Origin of the sequence: Brevundimonas sp. TWP2-3-4b1, from assembly GCF_049897665.1 — a bacterium.
GTDB classification, from domain to species: Bacteria; Pseudomonadota; Alphaproteobacteria; order Caulobacterales; family Caulobacteraceae; genus Brevundimonas; species Brevundimonas subvibrioides_B.
This window is the reverse complement of sequence record NZ_JAFCWQ010000007.1, coordinates 53,873-73,826: the sequence shown is the minus strand read 5'-3', so window position 1 is coordinate 73,826 and position 19,954 is coordinate 53,873. Positions and strand designations below refer to the sequence as shown.

The window sequence follows — 19,954 nt, the reverse complement described above, 5'->3', positions numbered from 1 at the left end:
GATCATTTTCCCTCGAAGTCGGCGGCGCCATCCTTCAGGGATTTGCCCATCCTGACCAGCGGCACGGGCGCCCCGCCGCGATCATCCTCGAACCGCTCGATCTCGCGATAGCCTGCGGACAAATACAGCGGCTCCCCGCCCATCGTCGCCACCAGCTCGACCCGGTCGTAGCCCTCGGCCCGCGCCGCCGCCTCGCACAGGTCCAGGATCATCCGCCCGATGCCCCGGCGCAGGAAGTCGGGGTGGGTGTACATGGCCCGGACCCGGGCCGCGTCGACGCCGGGCGTCAGCGGCGCGGGAACCCGCCCCGGCTTATGGTCCCCGCCATAGGTGGTGATCCTTCGGCTCCAGCCGCCGCAGCCGGCCGGCACGCCGTCGACCTCGACGATGAAATAGGTCCGGTCCGCGATGATCTGGCTGTCCAGCCCCATCAACATCCGGCTGGCCGCGATCTGATCGGCCGTCAGGAAGGCGGCCAGCGGTCCCGAGATGGCGAGGTCCATCAGGCCGACCAAGGCCGGGATATCGGCCTCGGTGGCGATGCGGTGGCTCGACTCCGGCATCGGTCAGGTCCGCTGGAACGGGTAGAAGGCGTCTCCAAGGTCGAGGATCGCCGTCAGACTGTCGAGCGCTTCACGCGTCTCGGTGAGCAGCGCCGGATCGGCCAGATCGGCGGGCGCCAGCCGGTCGCGATAGTGACGCGTCGCCCAGCCTGTCAGAACGCCGAACAGGTCGTCGTTCATCCGCATCGGACCATGGACGGCGTCAAGCTCGGCCTCGGTCAGCACGACGCGGAGGCGCAGACACGCGGGGCCGCCGCCGTTCCGCATCGACTGGCGCACATCGACATATTCCACCCGCCCGATCGGACCGTTCGACGCCACCAGCCCCTGCGCCACCGCATGGGCGCGCGGGTTGTCCCGCGTCTCCGTCGGACAGATCAGCGTCAGGCGATTCTCGCCGGGCAAGGAAACCAGCATCGAGTTGAAAAGATAGCTCGAGATGGCGTCGGCCAGCGGCAGGTCGGCCGCGGATACCTCCACGAAGATCGGATCGAACCCGGTCGCCGCCGCGCGGACGCCGGCGTGGGTTCCTGCCGTGTCCTCGAACGCCAGTTCGTGATGGAACAGCGTCTCCAGCGCCCCGACGCAGACGACGTCATTGTGAAAGGTCCCGCCCGCGATGGCCGCCCGCGACTGCTGGGCCAGGACCACGCCGTGCGCGCCGTGCCGACGGGCGATGGCTTCGGACGCCTGCCGCGTCTGGCGGGCAGGCCAGGGACCGTCCCAGTGCGCGAAGGCGTCCCGTCCCCAGACCAGCAGGTTGACGCCGGGCTCCCCGTGCCCGGCGCACAGGCGGACATGGTTGGCCGCGCCCTCGTCCGCGAGATGGGCGACGGGGTGCAGGGCGTTGTGGACGGCGAAACGGGCGGGGTCGGGGAACAGGGTGTCGAGCGCCCGTTTCGTCTGCGCGTGCTCAAGCGACCGGTGCAGGTTGGTGTGCAGATTGGCCGGCGTGAAATGCACCCGCCCGTCGGCAGCGTCCGCGCTGGGCGTCACTGTCGCGGCGTTGGCGGCCCACATCGGCGAGGCCGAACAGGCGGCGGCGGCGAACGTCGGCGCAGCTTTCCAGGCCTGCTCCAGCACCCGCGCGTCCGACCCGCTGAAACCGAGAGACCGCAGGAACGGAATGTCCGGCCGCTCGTGCGGCGGCAGCACGAACTGCGGCAGGCCGAGGTCGGCGAGCCGTTTCATCTTCTCAAGCCCCTGCAGGACGGCGGCGCGCGGGTTCGACGCCTGGCCCTCGTTCAGACTCGACGCGAGGTTGCCGGGGCTGAGACCGGCATAGGAGTGCGTCGGCCCGATCAGGCCGTCGGCATTGGCCTCGACAGCGGCGGTCATCGCAGTCCCCGGATCTCGCCCTCGATGTTCTTCACCGCACCGGCCTCGAAACTGGCCACGGGATAGGCGCAGTAGTCGGCCGCATAATACGCACTCGGCCGGTGGTTGCCGCTCGCGCCCAGACCACCGAAGGGCATGTCGCCGGCCGCGCCTGTCGTCGGCCGGTTGAAGTTGACGACCCCCGCCCGGATGCGCCGGATGAACCGGTCCCAGTGGGCCGGGTCGTCCGACACCAGACCTGCCGACAGTCCGTAACGGGTCGCATTGGCGGCGGCGACGGCGTCCTCGAACGAAGCCACGCGGGTGATCGACAGGAAGGGGGCGAACATCTCCTCGTCCGGGACGTCGACGCCGGTGATATCGATGATCGCGGGCCGGACGAAGGCGGCGGGCAGGTTCTCGACCGGGCCGGACGCGCGGATCACGCGGGCACCGGAGTCGATGCGTTGCTGCAGCGCCGCCAGGGCCTGTTCCGCCGCGCGCTGGGAGATCAGCGGCCCGGCATAGGGTTCCGGCGTCGAGTCCCAGGGCGCGAAGGTCAGCCGGTCCACCAGGGCGTTCACCGCCTCGATGATGGCGTCTCCGGCCGGCCCCTCCGGCACGATCAGCCGCCGCGCGCAGGAACACCGCTGCCCCGTCGTCACGAAGGCGGACTGCACCACGATGCCGGCCACGGCCTCCGCGTCCGCCGCATCCCAGACCACCAGCGGGTTGTTGCCGCCCAGCTCCAGCGCCAGGATCACATGCGGATCGTCGGCGAACTTCTTCCGGAAATGCGCGCCCGCCGCGCCCGAGCCGGTGAACATCAGCGCGTCGATCGGCTGGTCCAGCAAGGCCGCCCCAACCTCGCGCCCGCCCTGCACCAGGTTGAACACCCCCTTCGGCAGGTCCGCCTCTTCTAGGCATTCGGCCATCAGCTGGCCCGCGTGCGGCGTCTCCTCCGACGGCTTGAACACCACCGTGTCGCCGGCCAGCAGCGCCGGCACGATATGGCCGTTCGGCAGATGGCCGGGGAAGTTGAACGGCCCCAGCACCGCCGCCACCCCGTGTGGCCGATGCCTCAGCGTCGCCGTCCCGAACGCCGTCTCCGCGGTCCGCTCGCCGGTCCGCTCGTCATAGGCGCGGATCGAGAGATCCACCTTGCCGGCCATCGACCCCAGTTCAGCGGTCGTCTCCCACAGCGCCTTGCCGGTCTCCCTCGAAATCGCTTCGGAGAAGGCCGGCGCCCGCGCCTTGAGCGCCGCCTGATAGCGTTTCATCGCCGCGATCCGCTCGTCGCGCGGCCGGTCGGCCCAGTCCGGGAAGGCCGCGCGCGCCGCCTCGACGGCGGCCCCGACCTGCGCCCCCGACGCCTCATTCCCGCGCCAGACCCGCGCCTCCGTCGCCGGATCGAAGGAGGCGAAGCCGTCGCCCGCGCCGTCGGTCCACCGGCCGTCGATGTAGAGTGTCCCGTCGGTCATTCCGTTAGGTTCCGCTCATCCCCGCGAAGGCGGGGACCCAGTTCTTTTATGACCCACAGTGCGTGGGATTTCGGTCCGCCGGTCCCGGCAAGGTCAGAGCGCCCAAAGTACTGGGTCCCCGCCTTCGCGGGGATGCGCGGAAAAAGTGGGCTCATGATTTCACCCGCACCGTATCGCCGTCCCGCACCTTCAGCGCCGCCGCCGTTTCCGAGGTCACCCGCACCGTCTCGCCCTCGATCGCCGCCCGCGCCCGCACGGCCCGGAAGGCCTGCACGCTGTCCGTTGAGACCAGGGCCGGCAGCTCGGCCTCGAACTCCTCCGACACCACTACGCTCAGCCGCCGCGCATCCCGCACCGTGCGGATATGGTCGCGCGGACAGGTCACCGTCGGCCCGGCGTCGAAGATGTCCACCAGCCCGTTCGGGCGGAACCCCTCGCTCTCCAGCAGGGCCATGGCCGCCACCCCTTGCGGATGCACCTTGCCGATGACGGCCCGCGCCGGCTCGGGCAGCAGGTCGATATAGATCGGATGGCGCGGCGCGAGGTCGAGGATGAATTGTTTGTCCGTCGACCCGGTCATCATGTCCGCCTGGTCGAACGGCATGGGGAAGAATTTGTGCGCCACATGGTCCCAGAACGGACAGGCGCCGTCCGGCGTGAACACCCCGCGCAGCTCGGCGAGCACCGTCTCGGCGAACAGCTCCGGCTGCGCCCCGATCAGCATGTAGCGCGACTGGCTGAGCAGACGCCCGGCTCCGCCCTTTCGACGATCGGCTTTCAGGAACAGCGATCCGACCTCGGTCCAGCCCGAGCACTCGTTGACCAGGGTCAGGGTCTGGTGATCCATCCGGATGCCCAGCGACGGCGACTGGACCGGGTTGTTGGCGATGCGGAACGAGAAGAACGGCCGCTTCATGCCCACGGTCGCCTTGACGCTGGCGATGCCGTCGACGTCGCCGGTGTCGGTCTCCTCCATCATCAGGGTGAACCAGCGGTCCGGCACGGGAATGGCGCCGGTGAAACTGTCGCGGCTGACGTCCAGCCGGTCCGACAACTGGTCCGGGTCCTCGGGCAGGCTGGTGAAGCCCGGCCCGGACAAGATGGCGAGCTCCAGCAGATGATCGAGGTCGCCGGGACCGGCGGGACGGACGACAAGCATCTTAGATCCTCCCCCATTGGGGGAGGGGGACCGCAGCGCGCTTGCGCTGGGGTGGAGGGGGCTCACAGCGAGCTCGGTGTCCGGGGTTTGCCCCCTCCACCGCGAAGACGCGGTCCCCCTCCCCCGATGGGGGAGGAGTGAGTGCGAATGGCCTCATCACATCGTCTCCAAACGCAGCGCCTTGAGTTTCACCGCGTCGATCTCGCCCGAGGCGATCTTGCACAGCATCAGGGTCGACAGCCGGGCCCGCTCGACGAAACTGTCGGGCCAGGCGAACTCCTCGGACGAATGGATCAGCCCGCCGCGCACCCCGAGCGTGTCGATGTTGGGCAGGCCGGCGGCATGCAGATTGTTGCCCTCGCACACCCCGCCCGACGGCGACCAGGCGATGGCCTGGCCCAGCAGGGCGCCAGTCTCGCGCACGGCCTCGAACAGGGCGGTCTGGGAGGCGTCCATCGGCTTGGGCGCCCGCGTCATCCCGCCGTGCAGGTCCAGCGTCAGCCCCTCGAACGGCGGCGTCTCAACGATCTCCCCGATCGCGTCCCTGACCCAGGCGGCGGCCTGCGCATCCGGAACCCGGACGTTAAACCGCACCACTGCGTTGTCGGCCACGACGTTCAACGCCCCGCCGCCGGAGATGCGCGCGACATTGACCGTCACCCCTTCACGCCGTCCGTTCAGCCCATGCAGGGCCGCCGCGATCACCGCGGCGCCGGCCACCGCATTGGCGCCCTCATGGAAGGCGCGGCCGGCATGGGCCGCCTTGCCGGTGACGATCAGGTGGAAGTTGCCACTGCCCTTGCGCGCCCCCGCCAAGGTCCCGTCGGCCAGCGCCGGCTCATAGGTCATGCCGACATGCCCGCGCGCGCCGAGCTCGGCCAGCAGCGGCGCCGATGCGGGGGAGCCGATCTCCTCGTCGGGGGACAGCAGGACGGTCCAGCCGACGCGTTCCCGCTCCGGGTGGGTCTCGAACGCCGCCAGCGCGCCCAGCATGACGGAGATGCCACCCTTCATGTCGGCGATCCCGGGACCGTTCAGGGCGCCGTCAGGACGCGTGATGACGCTCTGGAAGGCGCTGTCGGCCGGATAGACGGTGTCGTAGTGGCCGGTCAGGACGACCTGGATCAGCGCCTCGGGCCGCGCCGTGAGCTTCAACGCATCGGCGCGGGACTGAGGCCGCACGGACCCGTCGTCGCCGACGGTGGAGAAGCCCTGGGTCGCGATGCGCGCGATTTCGGCGGGGAGGCGGGCTGCCTCGGTTTGCAGCAGGGCCAAGGCGGCGTTCAGCCCCTCGGCGTGATCGCTGCCGGAGTTGACGTTCGCCCATCGAACCGCGCGATCGATCAGATCGGCCTCGCCCCGCCCGACCAGGTCGAGGGCGGCCTGATCCTGTGGGAGAATCCGCATGGTCGGACTCTAGACGGGGCGGATGGAAAGGTGAAGGCGCTCACTTCCCTCCCCCTCGGGGGATGGTGGTCGGAGCCGAAGGCGGAGACCGGGTGGGGGCGGCACGGCAAACTCCCGCAACCCTGCATCCGCATCGCTCTGCCGCCCCCACCCCGTCGCTGCGCGACGACCCTCCCCGAGGGGAGCGAGAAGGCCGAACAATATTGCGCCCTCCGCCGTCCTAATGTAAAACGTGCTTGTCATTTTGGAGGAAAGACACATGAGCAACTGGCTGAAGGCGATGAATCCCTCGAGCCCGATGACGACCGAGGCGGAGGCCGAACGCGGTGCGAAGGCCAGCGCGATCTCGATCTTCATCGGCGTCGTGGTCGGCGTGATCAGCCTGGCCTGGACGCTGGCCAATCCGGCGGCGATGAACGACGCGCTCGCGACCGCGTCACAGGGCGATCCGGCTGCTGCGGCCATGGCCGATGCGTCGCTTCAGGCCGGGCTCTGGATGGCTGGCGGAATGATTGTGATCCAGCTGATCCTCGGCGTCGTTCAGTGGCGCAATCCGGGCAAATTCATCGCCGTCCTGTTCATGGTCCTGATCGCCCTGGGCATCGCCATGAGCCTCGCGGCGCCCCTGTTGTCCGCTTCCATGCCGAACGTGCCCGCGACCCCGATGTGGCAGATCGCCTTGTCAGTCGTCGTCATGGTCGTCCAATTCATCCTGCACGTCACGGGCCTGAAGGGCATCAAGCAGGTGGACCGGATCCAGATGGAGCAGTCGCGCTAATCCGGGTCCGCTGAACTGTTGGGCCGTCGGTCCTGCGCTCCGGTTCCGGGGACGCGGGACTGGCGTCGCCAGCGGATGGAGAGGGTCGCGTCGCCCTGTCCGCCGAACTGGGAGCTGATGGCGATGTTTCTGCGCACCTGCCATTCGACATTGACCGCCGCCCCGCCTTCGCCGCCGCCGATGATTTCCAGATAGACGTTGTCGGTGATGTAGCGGCCGCCCGCGACGGTCAGGGCCGAGGCCTCGCCGCCGAACGACAGCCGGTCCAGCCCGGCCAGTTCGCGCAGGTTTCCGATCACATCGAAGCCGCCGCCACCCGCCAGCGAGGCCACCCCCGCCGCCAGCTGGGCCGCCTCGAACGGCGACAGCTGCGACGCCGAACGTCCGAACAGCACCTGGGACAGGATCTCGTCCTGGGGCAGGGCCGGTGTGGAGGTCAGCAGGATCTCCGGTCGTGCCGCCGTCCCGGTGACCCGGATGGTCGCGGTCAGTGCGGGATCCTCACGCACCGCCGACAGGTTCAGCCGGATACGAGCCGGGTCGGTGGACAGGGCGATGGAGCCGCGATCGTCGAAGACGAATCGCTTGCCCGCGAACTCGTAGTCGCCGCGCACGATGGTGGCGTTGCCGCTCAGAACAGGCTGGGCCACCGTGCCCCGTACACGGGCGTTGACATTGAGCAGGACGTTCAACCCCCTGCCCGCGACCCGGACGTCGCCGCGCGAACGCAACCGGATGTCGAGGCCAATCTGGGGACCCCGGCTGGGACCGTCGTCGTCGGTCTCTACGGGATCGCCGCCAGGGCGGTTGATCTCGACGACGTCCATGCCGACGATGCCGTTGGAGCCCGGCGGATTGGCCTCGATCCGGGCCTCGTCGATGCCGATCGCGCCCGCCAGCTGGATGTTGCCGTCGGCGGCGCGGACCACGGTCAAAGGCCCCGAGGCGCGGGCTTCGGCGATATCGTTGTCGATGATGCGGAAACGGGTTAGCGCCAGTTCGAAGTTCGAGCCCGAACCCTCGCGCAAACCGATCCGGCCGCCGCCAGACACCGTGCCGCCCGAGCCGTCGGTGGCGGTGAAGGTCTGGATCAGGGCTGTCGCATCGTCGAACCGGCTGGCCAGGGTGACGTCGTCCAGCGTCAGGCCCACGCCGTTGTCGCGGAAGCGGCCGTCCCGCAGATTCAGCCGCCCGTTGATCAGGGGCGCCGCCAGGGTGCCGCCGAGGGTCGCGTTGCCGTCGACCTGACCGGCCAGGGTGCGTTCGCCGCCGAAGAAGACGTCCCAGATCGGCTGGATCTGGCCGTGGACCTCGACCTCGCCGGACATCGAACGGGTGCGGACGATGGCCAGGCGCAACGGCGCGGCCGACGCCTCGACCGGCAGGGTGATGTCGGCGGTGGCGCGCACGGCGTCGGTTCCGGCTGCACTGGCCTGGATTCTCAGCGCGTCGTTGACCAGGGTCGCATTGACGGAGCCGTCGACCGACAGGCCCCGAGGCGCATCGACGCTGCGGAGCTGGGCCAGGTTGACGTTGGCGGATCCCGACAGGTCGTCGCCGGCGCCGCGCAGGGAAACGCGGCCCGTGACGCGGCCTCGCAGATCGGGCGCGATGGAGCCCAGCTCGACGCTGGTCAGATCCGCCTGGATGACGACGGCGTCCGAGTCCTGGCGGATTTCGCCCAGCAGGATGCCGCCGCCCACCGACAGATCGAGACGGGCGACACGACCGTCTCCGGCCAGGGCGATGACGGCGGGGTTCCGGGTGGAGAAGGCGATCTCGCGAACCTTGCCACCGCCGCTCAGGGTGATGCTCTGGGCCTCGCCCCGACGCGAATAGACGCCCGTGCCGTCGAATGAGACGGGCGTATCGCCGCCGACATCGGCCTTCAGGGCGAAGGGCAGGCGTTCGAGCGTGCCGCGGCCGTCCAGCTCGAACGTGCGGATGACATAGGTCGAACCGGCCAGACGGACGTTGGAGCCTGCGACGTCGAGGATAGCGGTCTCGTCGCCTGCGCCTTCGCTCAGACGGATGCGACCGTCCGCCATCCCGGAGGCCAGGAAGGCTCCGGGACGGGCTGTAAAGGTCAGGTCGGCGCTGGACGGCGTATTGTTGGCGAGGGCGACCGACCCCTGGGCGGTTATCCCTCCGGCATTCAGGTCGACCTCGGTCAGGCGGATGCGATTTCCGCCGAGGAAGAAGTTCCCGGCCGCCCGGGCGGGGCCGTAGTTCGATCCCGCCGTCATGATGATATTGCCGTCCGAAGCGTCCGCGCCTTTGCGGAAACTCAGGATCAGGTCGGCATCGGTCAGGGTCAGCGGGCCGGCCGCGATACTGCCGAAGGCGGCAGTCAGGTCCACGCGCGGCTGGGCCAGGGTGCCGGTCAGGGCGCCGGCGCCGGTCATGGCGCCGTCGATAGCGAGGGGTCCGACACCGAAGGGGCCGCGGGCGTTCCAGTTCAGGGCCAGACGCAGACGGCCCTGGGGCTCGATCAGACCGCGCGCCGAGGCCTTGCCGGCAGCGCCGGTCAGGACGCCCTGTTCGACGGCGATACGGCCATCGTCGAGGCTCCCTGCGAGCTGCAGACGCGGCGTCGCGCCGAGCAGTCGATCCAGTTCGGCCATGCCGGTGGCGACACGGCCGCCGCGACCGTCAAAGGTCATCACCCATGGCGCGCCGCTGCGGGCCGAGGTGGCTTGGATCGGGCCGCCGAAGGTTCCGCGCGCTCCGGTTCGGATGCGGCTGACATCGGTAATGTCGGCCCGGCCCCGGAAACCAAGACCGCCCGTCAGCCCGCGCCCGCCCGAGCCGGTCACGGTCAGGCCCTGACCGCGCACGTCGATCTTCTGAAGCAGGATGGCCCCGTCGGCGAGGCGCGAGGCCTCGAAGGACAGGCGCGGCGCGGCCCCCAGAAGCGCGCCGACGATACCCTCGCTGCGTCCCCCGGCGACGGCGAGATTGCCCGTCAGGCCGATGCGGCCGTTCTCCGCAGCGATGTCGAGCGGGCCCGCAATGGTCTGCGCCGCATAGCTGGCCAGAGAGGCGTTCGCCAAGCGTACGTCGCCGTCCAGCACCCAGCGCTCGGCGTCCCCGATGAAAACGCCCGACCAGGTCGCCGCCCCGCCGCTGGTCGTGCCGACGAGCCGGGTGACCGACCCGGTCGAGACCGTCAGGGCCACGCCATCCGGCGCGCTGCGGCCGTCGAGATGGATCATGCCCTGGGCGCTGGACTGCAGGTTTTCGGAGGTCAGCCGCCAGGCCATGCCCTGGACGTTCTCCCGGGTCGCGTCAGGGATGGCGGCGAAGCCGAAGCGGGCGGTGCGGCCGATGCGTTCGACGAAGGGCGCCAGCAGATCGGACCCGCTGAAATCGAAATACCCCGAGATGCGCGAGCCCTCGGGGCCATAGCGCCCCCGAATGGTCAGCGGCGTGAAGTCGCCGGTGCGTACCGTGGCGTTGACGATGTCGCCGTTGACGAGGGCCGAGGCGAAAAAGGGCTGGTCGGGCGAATAGCCCAGCGATCCGGCCAGCGGACCACCTTGCGCTTCGCTGGCGCGAAGGTTCAGGCGCAGATCCTCGGGCTTGGCGCCGACGGTGGCTGCGACACGCAGGAAGTCGCCCGGCCGGTTCAGGCTGTAGGCGCTGACGGTCGCCGTCTTGTCACCCGTGCGCGGGACGCGGGCGTCGCCGGTCAGGCGCCAGCGACCATATTCCTGGGAGAAGCCTTCAAGGAGTTCGACGTCGGCGGTGAACCGCTCGATGTCGATGCTGATCGGCATGGGCTGGGGCGGCTTGCCGTCCGGCGGATCGAGCTCTGGCCGGCGGATCAGACGGATCGACCGGGCGGTGATGTCCGAGGCGTGGAACCGCCGGGTGACCAGGGGCCAATAGCTCCAGTCCACGCGGACGTCGCGCGCGTCAAGCCAGACGCCCTTTTCATCAGTGATGGTGACCCGGGCCAAGGTGAAATCGTCGAACAGATCGCCCTGTAAGCCCTCGACATTGATGCGGCCGTAGCGGCTGATCTTCTTGCCGGCGACGAAGCTGGTGACCAGGTCGCGCCCCGGGCCGGAGACCAGATACATCCGGCCGCCGAAGGCCAGGGTCAGGGTCAGGACCAGCAGGCCGATCAGGACGAAGCCGCCGAAGAAGGCGATGGCCTGAAGCCGGGTACGACGGCGCTTTTCGGCCTTGGCCGGCGTTTCCGGCGCTTCGGGCGTGTCGGGAACGAGCTCGGTCAAAATGCCTGGCCGATACTGACGTAGACCTGGAAGCCTGCGTCGCCCTCGCGTTTGTCGAGCGGGAAGGCGATGTCGGCGCGGATCGGGCCAAAGGACAGGTTGTAGCGGGCGCCGATGCCCACGGCGTAGCGCAGGTTGGAGAAGTCTGGCGTCTCGGCAAAGCCGATCGCCCCGGCATCCACGAAGCCGACCACGCCGAAACCCTTGCCCACGTCGTGCCGGACCTCGGCCGAAACCTCGAACAGCGAAAGACCACCGCGAGGGGTGTTGTCGGGCAGGCGCGGTCCGACGCCCTGGTATCCGTAGCCGCGCACCGATCCCCCGCCGCCGGAATAGAACAGCCGGTCCGACGGGACGCTGAGTTCATCGCCGCCGAGGATCGAACCCAGTCGCAAGCGGCCGGCCAGGACGGTGCGGCCGTCGTCCTGGACCGGCATGTAGGCTGTAGTCTGGGCCTCGGTGCGCAGGAACAGGACGGTGTCCTCGCCCGCCACCGCCGTCGGCTGGACATTCAGCGTCATGCGCCAGCCGGTGGTGGGGTTCAGCGGGTCGTTCGATTGATCGATATAGGCGCTGCCCCTGGCGGTCAGGATCGCCAGATCGCGGTCGAAGCTGACCGGCGCCTGGGTGATCGGATCGAAGCGGTTCTCGTTGTATCGACCGGCGTCCAGGCCGACGCCGTAGCTGTAGTAGGAGATCTTGCCGATGCGCTGGCGAAGGTCGGCGGACACGACGGCGGCGGTCCGGCGATAGGCGTCGGTGTCCTCGTTCACTATGGCGGCGGACAGGGCCAGGGTTTCGCCCGGCGTACGCCAGTGGGGCAGGCTGAGGTCGGCGCCGATGCGGCTGTCGATCGTGGCGAGACGCGCTTCGAACCGCAGGGTGTCGGCGCGGCCGAAGCGATTGTACCAGGTCCAGAGTCCGTTCACGCCTGAACCGTCGGCGGTCGAGAAGGTCGCGCCGGCCTCCAGGATCCGGCGCGGCCGGTCGGTGAGTGTGACGACGATGGGCCGGTTGCCCGCCGGGTTGGTCTGGTCCGCCGGTGTCAGGGCCACCGCGACTCCGTCGTAGACGCCGGTCTCCAGCAGCCGCCGCTCCAGCTCCGCCACCAATTCGGGGTCGTAACGCTGACCCTCGTTCCACGGCGCGAGGCCCATGACCCAGGCGGGATTTGTCGGGCCGCGTGTCTCCACCCGCACGCCGTCGAGGCGAACCAGGGGGCCGGAGTTGATGTTGAAGGTCGGTGCGACGGTGAGGGTGGCGTGATCGACGACGACGCGACGCGGCTGGGTCACGGCATCGGGATAGCCTTCGCGCGCCAGCCTGGCGATGATCCGGCCTTCGCCCGCGACGACGTCAGCGGCGCGACCCGGATCTCCGGGTTCAAGCGCGATCTCGGCCTGGGCCGTGCGGATGACCTCGGGCTCAGGCTCGGGCGTGATCCACCGAATGGTCGGGGCGGCGAGGACGAAACGCGGCCCCGGCGTGATCTCGACGATCGCGATCGGATTGTCCTCTCCCTCGACGATGTCCGCCAGCGTGGGCTGGTAGTAGCCTTCGGAACGCAGCAGGGCCTCAACTGAGGCCACCGCCGCGCGAGCACGCCTTCGGGCGTCGAAGCCGTTGGTGGGAGGACCGTCGGCCTCGCCGATCGCGCGGGTCAGGGCCGTGCGCAACTCGGCGTCGAGGTCGCCGCGGATCTGGGCGCGTGGATCGGCCGAGGCGGTCTTCGCGACGCCGATGGCGCCCAAGCCGAGGGCCGCCGCGAGGAACGCGGGGGTGATGCGGCGGAAGGGAGAAGACCTCGAAGTCAATATACAACCCTGATCGGCGACATGGTCCGAACTGAACCAGGCTCGCCTGAGGCCCCCCTCAATCAGCGAATAGGGACGACCTTGCGGCCGATCAATAGAACAGGGTTTCGCTCTCGGGCTGAACCGTCTCTTCCGAAGAGCGCTGCTCGGGCGGCAGGGTCGAGTTGGTGGGCGTAGCGTCCGTGGGCGCGGTGGTGTCCGCAGCGGGCACGCCCTGTTCTGCCGCTGACGGCGCGACGGGCGCTTCAATGGGCGGCGGAGCGGTCTCGGCCTGCTGGGACGCGGGGTCTTCGCAGCCGGCGACGGCCAGACCGGCGGCCCCGAGAGCCACGAGCAACATCAAACGCTTCATTTCAAATCTCCCCCGGAGTGCGGCGTCGGAACGCGCCGTGAACAGACCTGTTCCATAACTCGTCCCGCGTTGCCGGTCACGCTGGATCAACGGCGTTCTGGCAACCAATCATTCTTATATTGCCGCGACACTCTCTCGAACGGGAGAGGGTTCAAGAATGACGGCGAACGGCTATGCCATGATCGCCCAGGTGCGGTTCCGGGAACTGTGGACGCGGATCGGCCTGGCGGCGTTCATCGCCGTGACCGCGTGGTTCATGACGCACACCTTCTGGCCGGCCGTGTGGTTTGGAGCCGTGGTGGCGACGCAGGGCCTCGACTGGGCCGTATTCCGGCCGCTGCGCAAGCGGCCGGAGGTCGTGCCCTCGCCGGGCTACAAGATCGCGCTTTGCGCTACCGCCTCGGTCAATGTGATAGTCTATTCCGGCATCGCGGCGTATCTGTGGGTTGCCGGAGGCGACGCGGGTCGGCTGTTCGCCATGGTCCAGGTGGCCGGGGGCCTGCTGCACGTCAGCCTGCATATGCACCACGTGCGGCCGCTGCTGTTCGCGGCGGTCATCCCGCACAGCCTCTATTTTCTCGGCATGCCGATCATCGGCGCCATCGTCGACGGCAAGCCGCAGGAGATGCTGATAGCCTTGGGCGGCGTTCTGTACATGATGCATCTGATTGTCGCCGTGCGGCAGAGCTCGATGACCACGACGGCGCTGCAGACCGCGAACGCGGAGGCGCGGCTGGAACGCCAGAAGGCCGAGGTCGCCAGCGCCGCCAAGTCGGACTTTCTGGCCGTCATCAGCCATGAGATCCGCACCCCCATGAATGCGGTCATCTCGGCCGCCAATCTGCTGCGCCGGACGCGGCTGGATCGGGAACAGCGGGAGCATGTGTCGATGCTGCTGGACGCCGGCGACGTGCTGGTCGGCCTGTTGAACGACGTGCTCGACCTGTCCAAGATTGAGGCGGGCAAGATGACGCTGGAATCCTCGGTGATGGACCTGCGCGAGAAGCTGGGATCGCTGGGCCGGCTCTGGGGCCCCAAGGCCGAGGCCAACGGCGTGCGGCTGAAGATCGAGATCGAGCCCGATGTGCCCGACTGTGTCCGGACCGATCCGCTGCGCCTGCAGCAGATGCTGTTCAACCTTCTGTCAAACGCGGTGAAGTTCACGGACGACGGCGCGATCACCGTCGCGGTCGACTGGCGAGCGAAGGACAATCATCTGATCATCGCGGTGACCGATACCGGCGTCGGTATTCCGGCGGACCGCCTGGCGCGCATCTTCGATAGCTTCGAGCAGGTCGATGCGGGCACGACGCGCAAATACGGCGGCACCGGCCTCGGACTGGCGATCAGCCGCCGCCTGGCCGAGATCATGGGCGGGAGCCTTGCTGCCGAAAGCGTCGAAGGCGAGGGCTCGACCTTCGTACTGAGCCTGCCGATGGAGGCTGTGGCCAAGCCGGCGACCGAGGCGCGCCGTCGGGTGGTCGAACAGGCGGGGTTGCAGGGCAAGGTCATCCTTGCCGCCGACGATCACGCAGTGAACCGGCGTATCCTGTCCCTGCTGCTGGAGCCGCACGGTTGCACCATCCTGCTGGTCGAGAACGGGGCCGAGGCGGTAGAGGCCGCGAAGACCCAGCGGTTCGACGCCATCCTGATGGACATGCAGATGCCGGTCATGGACGGGCTGGAGGCCTCGGCGCAGATTCGGGCCGGGGGGCTGAACCGCAGCACGCCGCTGATCGCCCTGACCGCCAACGCCATGGACGTGCATCGCACCGCCTGGGGTGCGACGGGGGTCTATGCCTTCCTGACCAAGCCGATCGATCCGGGACTGCTGGCCGCGACCCTGGCGGAGGCCTGTGCCGAGTCGATCGAAGAAACGAACGCGCAGGTCGCCTAGACCCAGCGGGAGAGGGCTTCAGTCAAGGAAAGCGATGCCGACGGCTCAATCGGCGCCACCCGGCCATCGAATCGGGGGGCCGGCGAGGGCTGGAGCGGAGAGCCGGCGAGGGTTTCTCGAGCGTGATTGTGCGGATGGTCGGCGGCCTCTGCGAAGGTCAGCACTGGCGTGACGCAGGCTTCGGTTCGCTCGAAATGGGCGGCCCACTCGTCGCGGGTCCGGTCCGCGAACAGTTCCGTGAACCTGGCTTCCAGCGACGGCCAGCCGCTGACCGGGAACTGAGGCGCATCGGCGGCCTCGAGGTCCAGTCCGGCCAGCAAGGCGGCGTAGAAACGAGGCTCCAGCGCTCCGACGGCGACGAACCTGCCGTCGGCGCAGGCGTAGCAGCGATAGAAGGGCGCAGCGCCGTCCAGCAGATTGGCGCCGCGCTCGCCGGACCAGTGGCCACTCGCCGTCATGGCGAAGAACAGGGCGGACAGCAAAGCCGTGCCGTCGGTCATGGCGGCATCGATGACGCGGCCCTTGCCGGTGGTCCGGGCCTCGATGATGGCGGCGAGCACGCCTGTCACAAGCAGCATGGCGCCGCCGCCGTAGTCGCCGACGAGGTTCAGCGGCGGGACGGGCGGGCGACCCGCCTCGCCCATGGCGTGCAGCGCGCCTGTCAGGCCGATGTAGTTGATGTCGTGGCCGACCGTCTGGGCTAGCGGACCCGTCTGGCCCCAGCCTGTGACCCTGCCGAAGACGAGCTTCGGATTGCGGGCGGCGCAGTCCTCGGGCCCAAGACCGAGTCGTTCCAGCACGCCGGGGCGGAAGCCCTCGATCACGGCGTCGGCGCTCGCGATCAGGTCGAGGACGCGGTCCCGGTCGGTGGGCGACTTGAGGTCGACGGGCACGGCGGTCCGCGCCCGGTGCATGACCGCGTTGCCGACATCACCGAAGACGCCGGCCCCGTCAGCGCGGCTGAGGCGCAGCACATCGGCCCCCAGATCGGCCAGGACCATGCCGGCGAAGGTCACGGGACCGAGGCCGTCGAACTCGATGATGCGTACGCCGGAAAGAGGTTTCATGGAGGCCTTGCTAGCTGCGGTCGTCAGTTTGGTCGAGGTGAGGCCTTGACCCGGCGGGTTCGATGAACCAGAAGGCGCAACCGCGAAACGCCCAAGCCGTTTCGGATTGCGGTGCGCGCCCTTAGCTCAGTTGGTTAGAGCATCTGACTTTTAATCAGGTCTTGTATTTGTTTCTGTTCGGGAAACACCACAAACCGGGCGCTTTTCCACAGTAACGATTTCAGTTGGTTAGCCAGCGACCGCAAACTGAAATACACCCTCGCCGGGGTCGGTCTCTCTGGAGAACGACATGGGTTGCCTCATACCGACTTGGGCCGGAACGGTCGGGGACTGCATCGACAACGGCGTGATCGTGAAACGCTATTGCGAGCGGTGCCAGAGGCGGGATCCCGTCGATCTGGCGGCGATGCAGGCCGAGCGCGGCGCTGACTATTGGCTATGGGATCGCCGGACGCCGTGCCGCTATTGCGGCGGCTTGCTGCCGTTCATGTTCTCTCCGGGATCCACGACGCCCACCACGCCCATGATCTCGACCAACCGGCACGACGTGGCGAGGTCGGCTCGGATCAGGGCGCAGCAGGACGGCTGAAAAGGCAAAAGGCCCGACTCCCCGATGAAGGGAGCCGGGCCAATGATGCGGAGCCAGGTAGTGTCTCAGTTTGAAATTGGCGGTTTCCTTTGCCGTGGCGCAGGACCGGCTAAGGGCCCATGTTACCGTCATGGAACTGATGATCGACATCCTGTCCGACACTCGCCGATACCGCGACGAGGCAATCAAAACATTGTCCGACGTCAAAGGTGGCGGGCTCCTTGCGGAGGGTATGACGCGCGAGGACGCCATTCAGATTTTGACTGCAAACATTGAGACATATGAGGGCGTCCTACGCCGCCACGGGTGGACAAACGATGCCTAAAGGCCCCGCCACCCGGTAAGAGTGACGCGGCCTGACGCTAGTTCACCTGCTTACGGACACACCCGTAGTCGATGGGGATAGGGCAGGCCTGAAAGCGGAGCCGGGGCTCGACGCTGGATCTGGGTATTCTACAGGGCCAGCTAGCCCGGCAAGAGCGTTCGCCACCACGGTCGGTTCAGCCTCGCCGTGATCGTCGCGTCCCTGACCTCGCAGGCATTGATGATCGCGAACCCGGTCTCCTTGTCGTCGTTCGCCTTCGTCAGTTGGCCGGTCTCGGCGGTGCCATAAAGCTGCCAGTCCAGTGCAATGTCGCCGCTGTCGCCGATCTCAGCGTGCGGGGTCTGGCGCGTCAGGATCGGTCGGGCCAGTTCCGAGCAGCCGGTCGCAATCGGGACGGTGCTGCAGGACGCAGAGACGATGGCGAGCGACGCGGTCGCGGTCAGCAGGAGCAGCTTGGCGGATTGCATTCTCAGCCTCCAGGACTTGGGTTTCGGTGACACGGCCGCGCTCTTGGAGCTCGCCGATTTCGGAGATGGCCTCGACCGCGGACTTGGTACGGGTCTGGGCCATGGTGGCGTCGTCGCGGGCCTGCCGGGCGGCTCCGCGCGACGGGCCGGTGATCTGGCAGTAGCCGAGGGTCAGCAGAGCCAACGCGCCGACCACGGCCAGCGCCAGGTACACAGCGCGCGGGCTCATCTTCCGCCCCGTGCGGCGTAAGCGGCCGCCAGCTTGGTGTCGTAGGCATTGATTGCGTAGTTCGGCCCATTGTAGGCGCGAGCGAAAGCGGCCCACCGCTTGTCCCGGAGTTCATCAACCAGCCCCTTGGACTTGATGAAGGCGGCAAAGGCCTGAAGGTGCGCGCCCTCGCCGGCCGCCATCTCACGAGCGAAAGCCCAAGGCGTCGATTGTCCGACCGCTGCGTGGTTGAAGCCCATGATCTGGAACAGCCCCCAGCTGGCGGACTGCAAGGCGGCGTCAGGGGCTAGAGCGACGGCCTTCAGCATTTGGTCCCAGCGCTCCGCCTGCGTCTTCGGATAGCCGCCGGGTTTGGAGTTGGAGATCGCGGAATAGGCGTTGTGCTTGCCGCTCGTCAGGCGGGCGAACCAGTGGCGCTCAAACAGGATGATCGGCAGACCATCCGACGCCATGCCGTTGCCTCGGCTTTCGACGTCATAGACCGCGCCGACGTGGGCCGGGGTCAGGTCCAGGCTCGCCGCCACGGCCGCGATCTGTTCGGGAGCCAGCCGGTCGCGGGGGCCGGTCAGAGCGGCTTTCAGTCCCGCCTTACTGGCCGGGCCGAATGAGCCATCGATTGCCCCTGCATAGCAGCCAAGTGCATGCAGTCGGCGCTGAAGGTCGCGCACGTCCATGGTGGTCTCCTGTTGATGTCGGGGGTTGGCGCACGGCGTGCGCCGGTGTCAGATTGCGTCAGGAGCGGGCAAACTGTCGTTCGTCCAACGTCTGCGTCCGGGTCGTCCTGACGCAGGCCCGGTCCTTCTCCTGAGGGGAGCGGCCCAGCCGATAATCCCAATGCGCCGGCTGGGCCGCTATCCCCCGCGCCGCGACGTTCAGGCTCTCGGGTCTGATGTCAAAGGTGGCGCGCAGCGTGCGCAAGTGTCAGAGACCAGCGTCGCCACAGCTGGCCCCGGCTAGGGCGACTAGCGACCCGATCGGTCTTTTTGCTCGTTGCAGGGCGACCGGTCGGGTCGTCAACGGAGCGGCTGGATGAAGCGCCGAGACCACGAGGAATGGGTTTGGATCACGCTCATGATCATCGCTGTCGCGGTGATGATCGGGCTGACGGTCTGGCCGTGGCTGGCGCGCTAGCGTGAACGCGAGTTAACGCAACCTTCAGATCATGCGGGCCTTGTGAACGCATGGCCCTCTCGCGCATCGAAGCTCTCTGGCTTTTCGTGACCATCGGCAGCGGGCTTGTCACGCTGACGGCGGCCTTCGCCTAGGCGAACGGTTCGCGTCACTCGCCGGGCGGACTGTCCGGGAACCGATAGCCGGGAACGTTCGGGTCCAGCTTGTCCAGCAGCCGGGCGTTGGCCGCGTCCATGGCGGCGGGCATGGCGTCATGGACCGCCTCGGCGACCACGGCCGCGTCCGTCTGGCGGACCTCGGCAACGACCAGCCGACCGTCATGGACGTTCATGCTGATCAGCATCGCCGTCGAAGTGACTGCGCACAGGGCGAGGAACCAGGCCACGGCGTCCGGCAGATGCGCCCCGCCCCAGATCTCGAACGCCACGAAGACGCAGGCCAGGGAAGTGGCGTCCATCAGCAGGCGCACGAGGAGGTTGCTGGCATAGGCGCTCTTTACGCTGGGCCGCAGAAGTTCGGTGCGGGCGAAGACCGTCGCTCCGGTGATGGCGGCCCCAACAAAGCCTAGGGTGTCGACCGGCGTCATGGCTTGGCTCCCATGGAGGTCAGCCACCGCAGGGCGAGGTCTCTCAGAGTGGCCGGGTTGGACAACAGCTTGAGGGCGCCGAACAGGCCGGGCGCGAACCGCCAGGCCGCCATGCCGACGCCGAACCCGATGGCGCGCAGATCGGACGGTGATGCGGCGGGCCAGAAGCGGGCAGCGCTGGGTCCCCAGAAGCCCGCGACCAGCGCGCCGACCAGGATGGCGAACGCCCCCTCGATCAGGGCGCGGGTGATCTCGCGCCGTCCCGCCGGTTCGGCCGCCAGGGACACGACGCCGATGTGGACCAGGGCGGAGACCAGACCGCCGGCTGCACCCGAAAGCGCGACCCACTGGGGATCGACCGCGCGGGCGTCTATGACGCCGGCATAGTCCACGGCGCTAACCGTCAAGTTCAGCGCAGCCCCGATCCCGGCGGCGGAGCAAGGCTCCAGCCACTTCACGACGCGTTCCATGGGCGATACTCCGCGCCGAAGGGGATGGGGTTCGGCCGTCCGACCTGACGGCGAATGATTACTTAAGGCCGAGCTGGATCA

General features: G+C 68.4%; 17 protein-coding genes. 4 read left to right on the top strand and 13 right to left on the bottom strand.

The annotated features are described in order from the left end of the window. Nucleotides 1–2: 2 nt before the first annotated feature. From ACP7A5_RS07480 to ACP7A5_RS07460, 5 genes are all read right to left on the bottom strand, one after another. A complete protein-coding gene (locus ACP7A5_RS07480; RefSeq protein WP_426041332.1) occupies nt 3–563 on the bottom strand; it encodes a GNAT family N-acetyltransferase in 561 nt (186 codons plus the stop codon). Between the two features lie 3 nt (nt 564–566). Then, a complete protein-coding gene (astB, locus tag ACP7A5_RS07475; protein ID WP_426041331.1) occupies nt 567–1,901 on the bottom strand; it encodes an N-succinylarginine dihydrolase in 1,335 nt (444 codons plus the stop codon). Then, complete coding sequence (gene astD, locus ACP7A5_RS07470; protein ID WP_426041330.1) at nt 1,898–3,361, bottom strand: succinylglutamate-semialdehyde dehydrogenase; 1,464 nt, start codon at nt 3,359–3,361, stop codon at nt 1,898–1,900. The genes astB and astD overlap by 4 nt, the downstream gene beginning before the upstream one ends. Before the next feature lie 151 nt (nt 3,362–3,512). After that, the gene (locus ACP7A5_RS07465; protein ID WP_426041329.1) at nt 3,513–4,520 is read right to left on the bottom strand and encodes an arginine N-succinyltransferase; all 1,008 of its coding nucleotides are present in this window, start codon (nt 4,518–4,520) and stop codon (nt 3,513–3,515) included. A gap of 156 nt (nt 4,521–4,676) precedes the next feature. Next, nucleotides 4,677–5,927, bottom strand: a complete 1,251-nt coding sequence (locus tag ACP7A5_RS07460) for a hydrolase (RefSeq protein ID WP_426041328.1) — start codon at nt 5,925–5,927, stop codon at nt 4,677–4,679. Between the two features lie 259 nt (nt 5,928–6,186). Between ACP7A5_RS07460 and ACP7A5_RS07455 the strand changes: the two genes are divergently transcribed. Beyond that, entirely contained in the window at nt 6,187–6,705 is a 519-nt protein-coding gene (locus ACP7A5_RS07455) for a hypothetical protein (protein WP_426041327.1), read from the top strand. Here the strand turns inward: ACP7A5_RS07455 and ACP7A5_RS07450 are convergent. The 3 genes from ACP7A5_RS07450 to ACP7A5_RS07440 form a co-directional block, all read right to left on the bottom strand. Then, nucleotides 6,702–10,946 carry a translocation/assembly module TamB domain-containing protein gene (locus tag ACP7A5_RS07450; protein WP_426041326.1) on the bottom strand — a complete coding sequence of 1,415 codons (4,245 nt, stop codon included), beginning with the start codon at nt 10,944–10,946 and terminating at the stop codon, nt 6,702–6,704. The two genes, ACP7A5_RS07455 and ACP7A5_RS07450, sit on opposite strands and share 4 nt — an antisense overlap. Beyond that, complete coding sequence (locus tag ACP7A5_RS07445; RefSeq protein ID WP_426041325.1) at nt 10,943–12,760, bottom strand: autotransporter assembly complex protein TamA; 1,818 nt, start codon at nt 12,758–12,760, stop codon at nt 10,943–10,945. Before ACP7A5_RS07445 ends, ACP7A5_RS07450 begins: the two co-directional genes overlap by 4 nt. Nucleotides 12,761–12,851: 91 nt before the next feature. After that, nucleotides 12,852–13,112 (bottom strand): hypothetical protein, encoded by a 261-nt coding sequence (locus tag ACP7A5_RS07440; RefSeq protein WP_426041324.1) that lies wholly within the window; start codon nt 13,110–13,112, stop codon nt 12,852–12,854. A gap of 157 nt (nt 13,113–13,269) precedes the next feature. Here ACP7A5_RS07440 and ACP7A5_RS07435 point away from each other — a divergent pair, with 157 nt between their 5' ends. Continuing rightward, complete coding sequence (locus tag ACP7A5_RS07435) at nt 13,270–15,009, top strand: ATP-binding protein (RefSeq protein WP_426041323.1); 1,740 nt, start codon at nt 13,270–13,272, stop codon at nt 15,007–15,009. On the opposite strand, the gene ACP7A5_RS07430 is transcribed toward ACP7A5_RS07435, so the two are convergent. After that, on the bottom strand, nt 15,006–16,076 hold the full coding sequence (locus tag ACP7A5_RS07430; protein ID WP_426041322.1) for a CaiB/BaiF CoA transferase family protein: 1,071 nt from the start codon (nt 16,074–16,076) through the stop codon (nt 15,006–15,008). The two genes, ACP7A5_RS07435 and ACP7A5_RS07430, sit on opposite strands and share 4 nt — an antisense overlap. A gap of 289 nt (nt 16,077–16,365) precedes the next feature. Here ACP7A5_RS07430 and ACP7A5_RS07425 point away from each other — a divergent pair, with 289 nt between their 5' ends. Further along, entirely contained in the window at nt 16,366–16,665 is a 300-nt protein-coding gene (locus ACP7A5_RS07425; protein ID WP_426041321.1) for a hypothetical protein, read from the top strand. A gap of 130 nt (nt 16,666–16,795) precedes the next feature. Then, nucleotides 16,796–16,990 carry a hypothetical protein gene (locus tag ACP7A5_RS07420; protein ID WP_426041320.1) on the top strand — a complete coding sequence of 65 codons (195 nt, stop codon included), beginning with the start codon at nt 16,796–16,798 and terminating at the stop codon, nt 16,988–16,990. A 140-nt stretch (nt 16,991–17,130) separates the two neighbouring features. Here the strand turns inward: ACP7A5_RS07420 and ACP7A5_RS07415 are convergent, their stop codons facing one another. The 4 genes from ACP7A5_RS07415 to ACP7A5_RS07400 all read right to left on the bottom strand — a co-directional run bounded on the left by ACP7A5_RS07415 (nt 17,131) and on the right by ACP7A5_RS07400 (nt 19,873). Next, nucleotides 17,131–17,457, bottom strand: a complete 327-nt coding sequence (locus ACP7A5_RS07415; RefSeq protein WP_426041319.1) for a hypothetical protein — start codon at nt 17,455–17,457, stop codon at nt 17,131–17,133. Between the two features lie 225 nt (nt 17,458–17,682). Next, entirely contained in the window at nt 17,683–18,360 is a 678-nt protein-coding gene (locus ACP7A5_RS07410) for an N-acetylmuramidase domain-containing protein (RefSeq protein ID WP_426041318.1), read from the bottom strand. A 605-nt stretch (nt 18,361–18,965) separates the two neighbouring features. After that, the gene (locus tag ACP7A5_RS07405) at nt 18,966–19,403 is read right to left on the bottom strand and encodes a hypothetical protein (RefSeq protein WP_426041317.1); all 438 of its coding nucleotides are present in this window, start codon (nt 19,401–19,403) and stop codon (nt 18,966–18,968) included. Continuing rightward, nucleotides 19,400–19,873, bottom strand: a complete 474-nt coding sequence (locus ACP7A5_RS07400; protein WP_426041316.1) for a hypothetical protein — start codon at nt 19,871–19,873, stop codon at nt 19,400–19,402. Before ACP7A5_RS07400 ends, ACP7A5_RS07405 begins: the two co-directional genes overlap by 4 nt. Nucleotides 19,874–19,954: the final 81 nt, after the last annotated feature.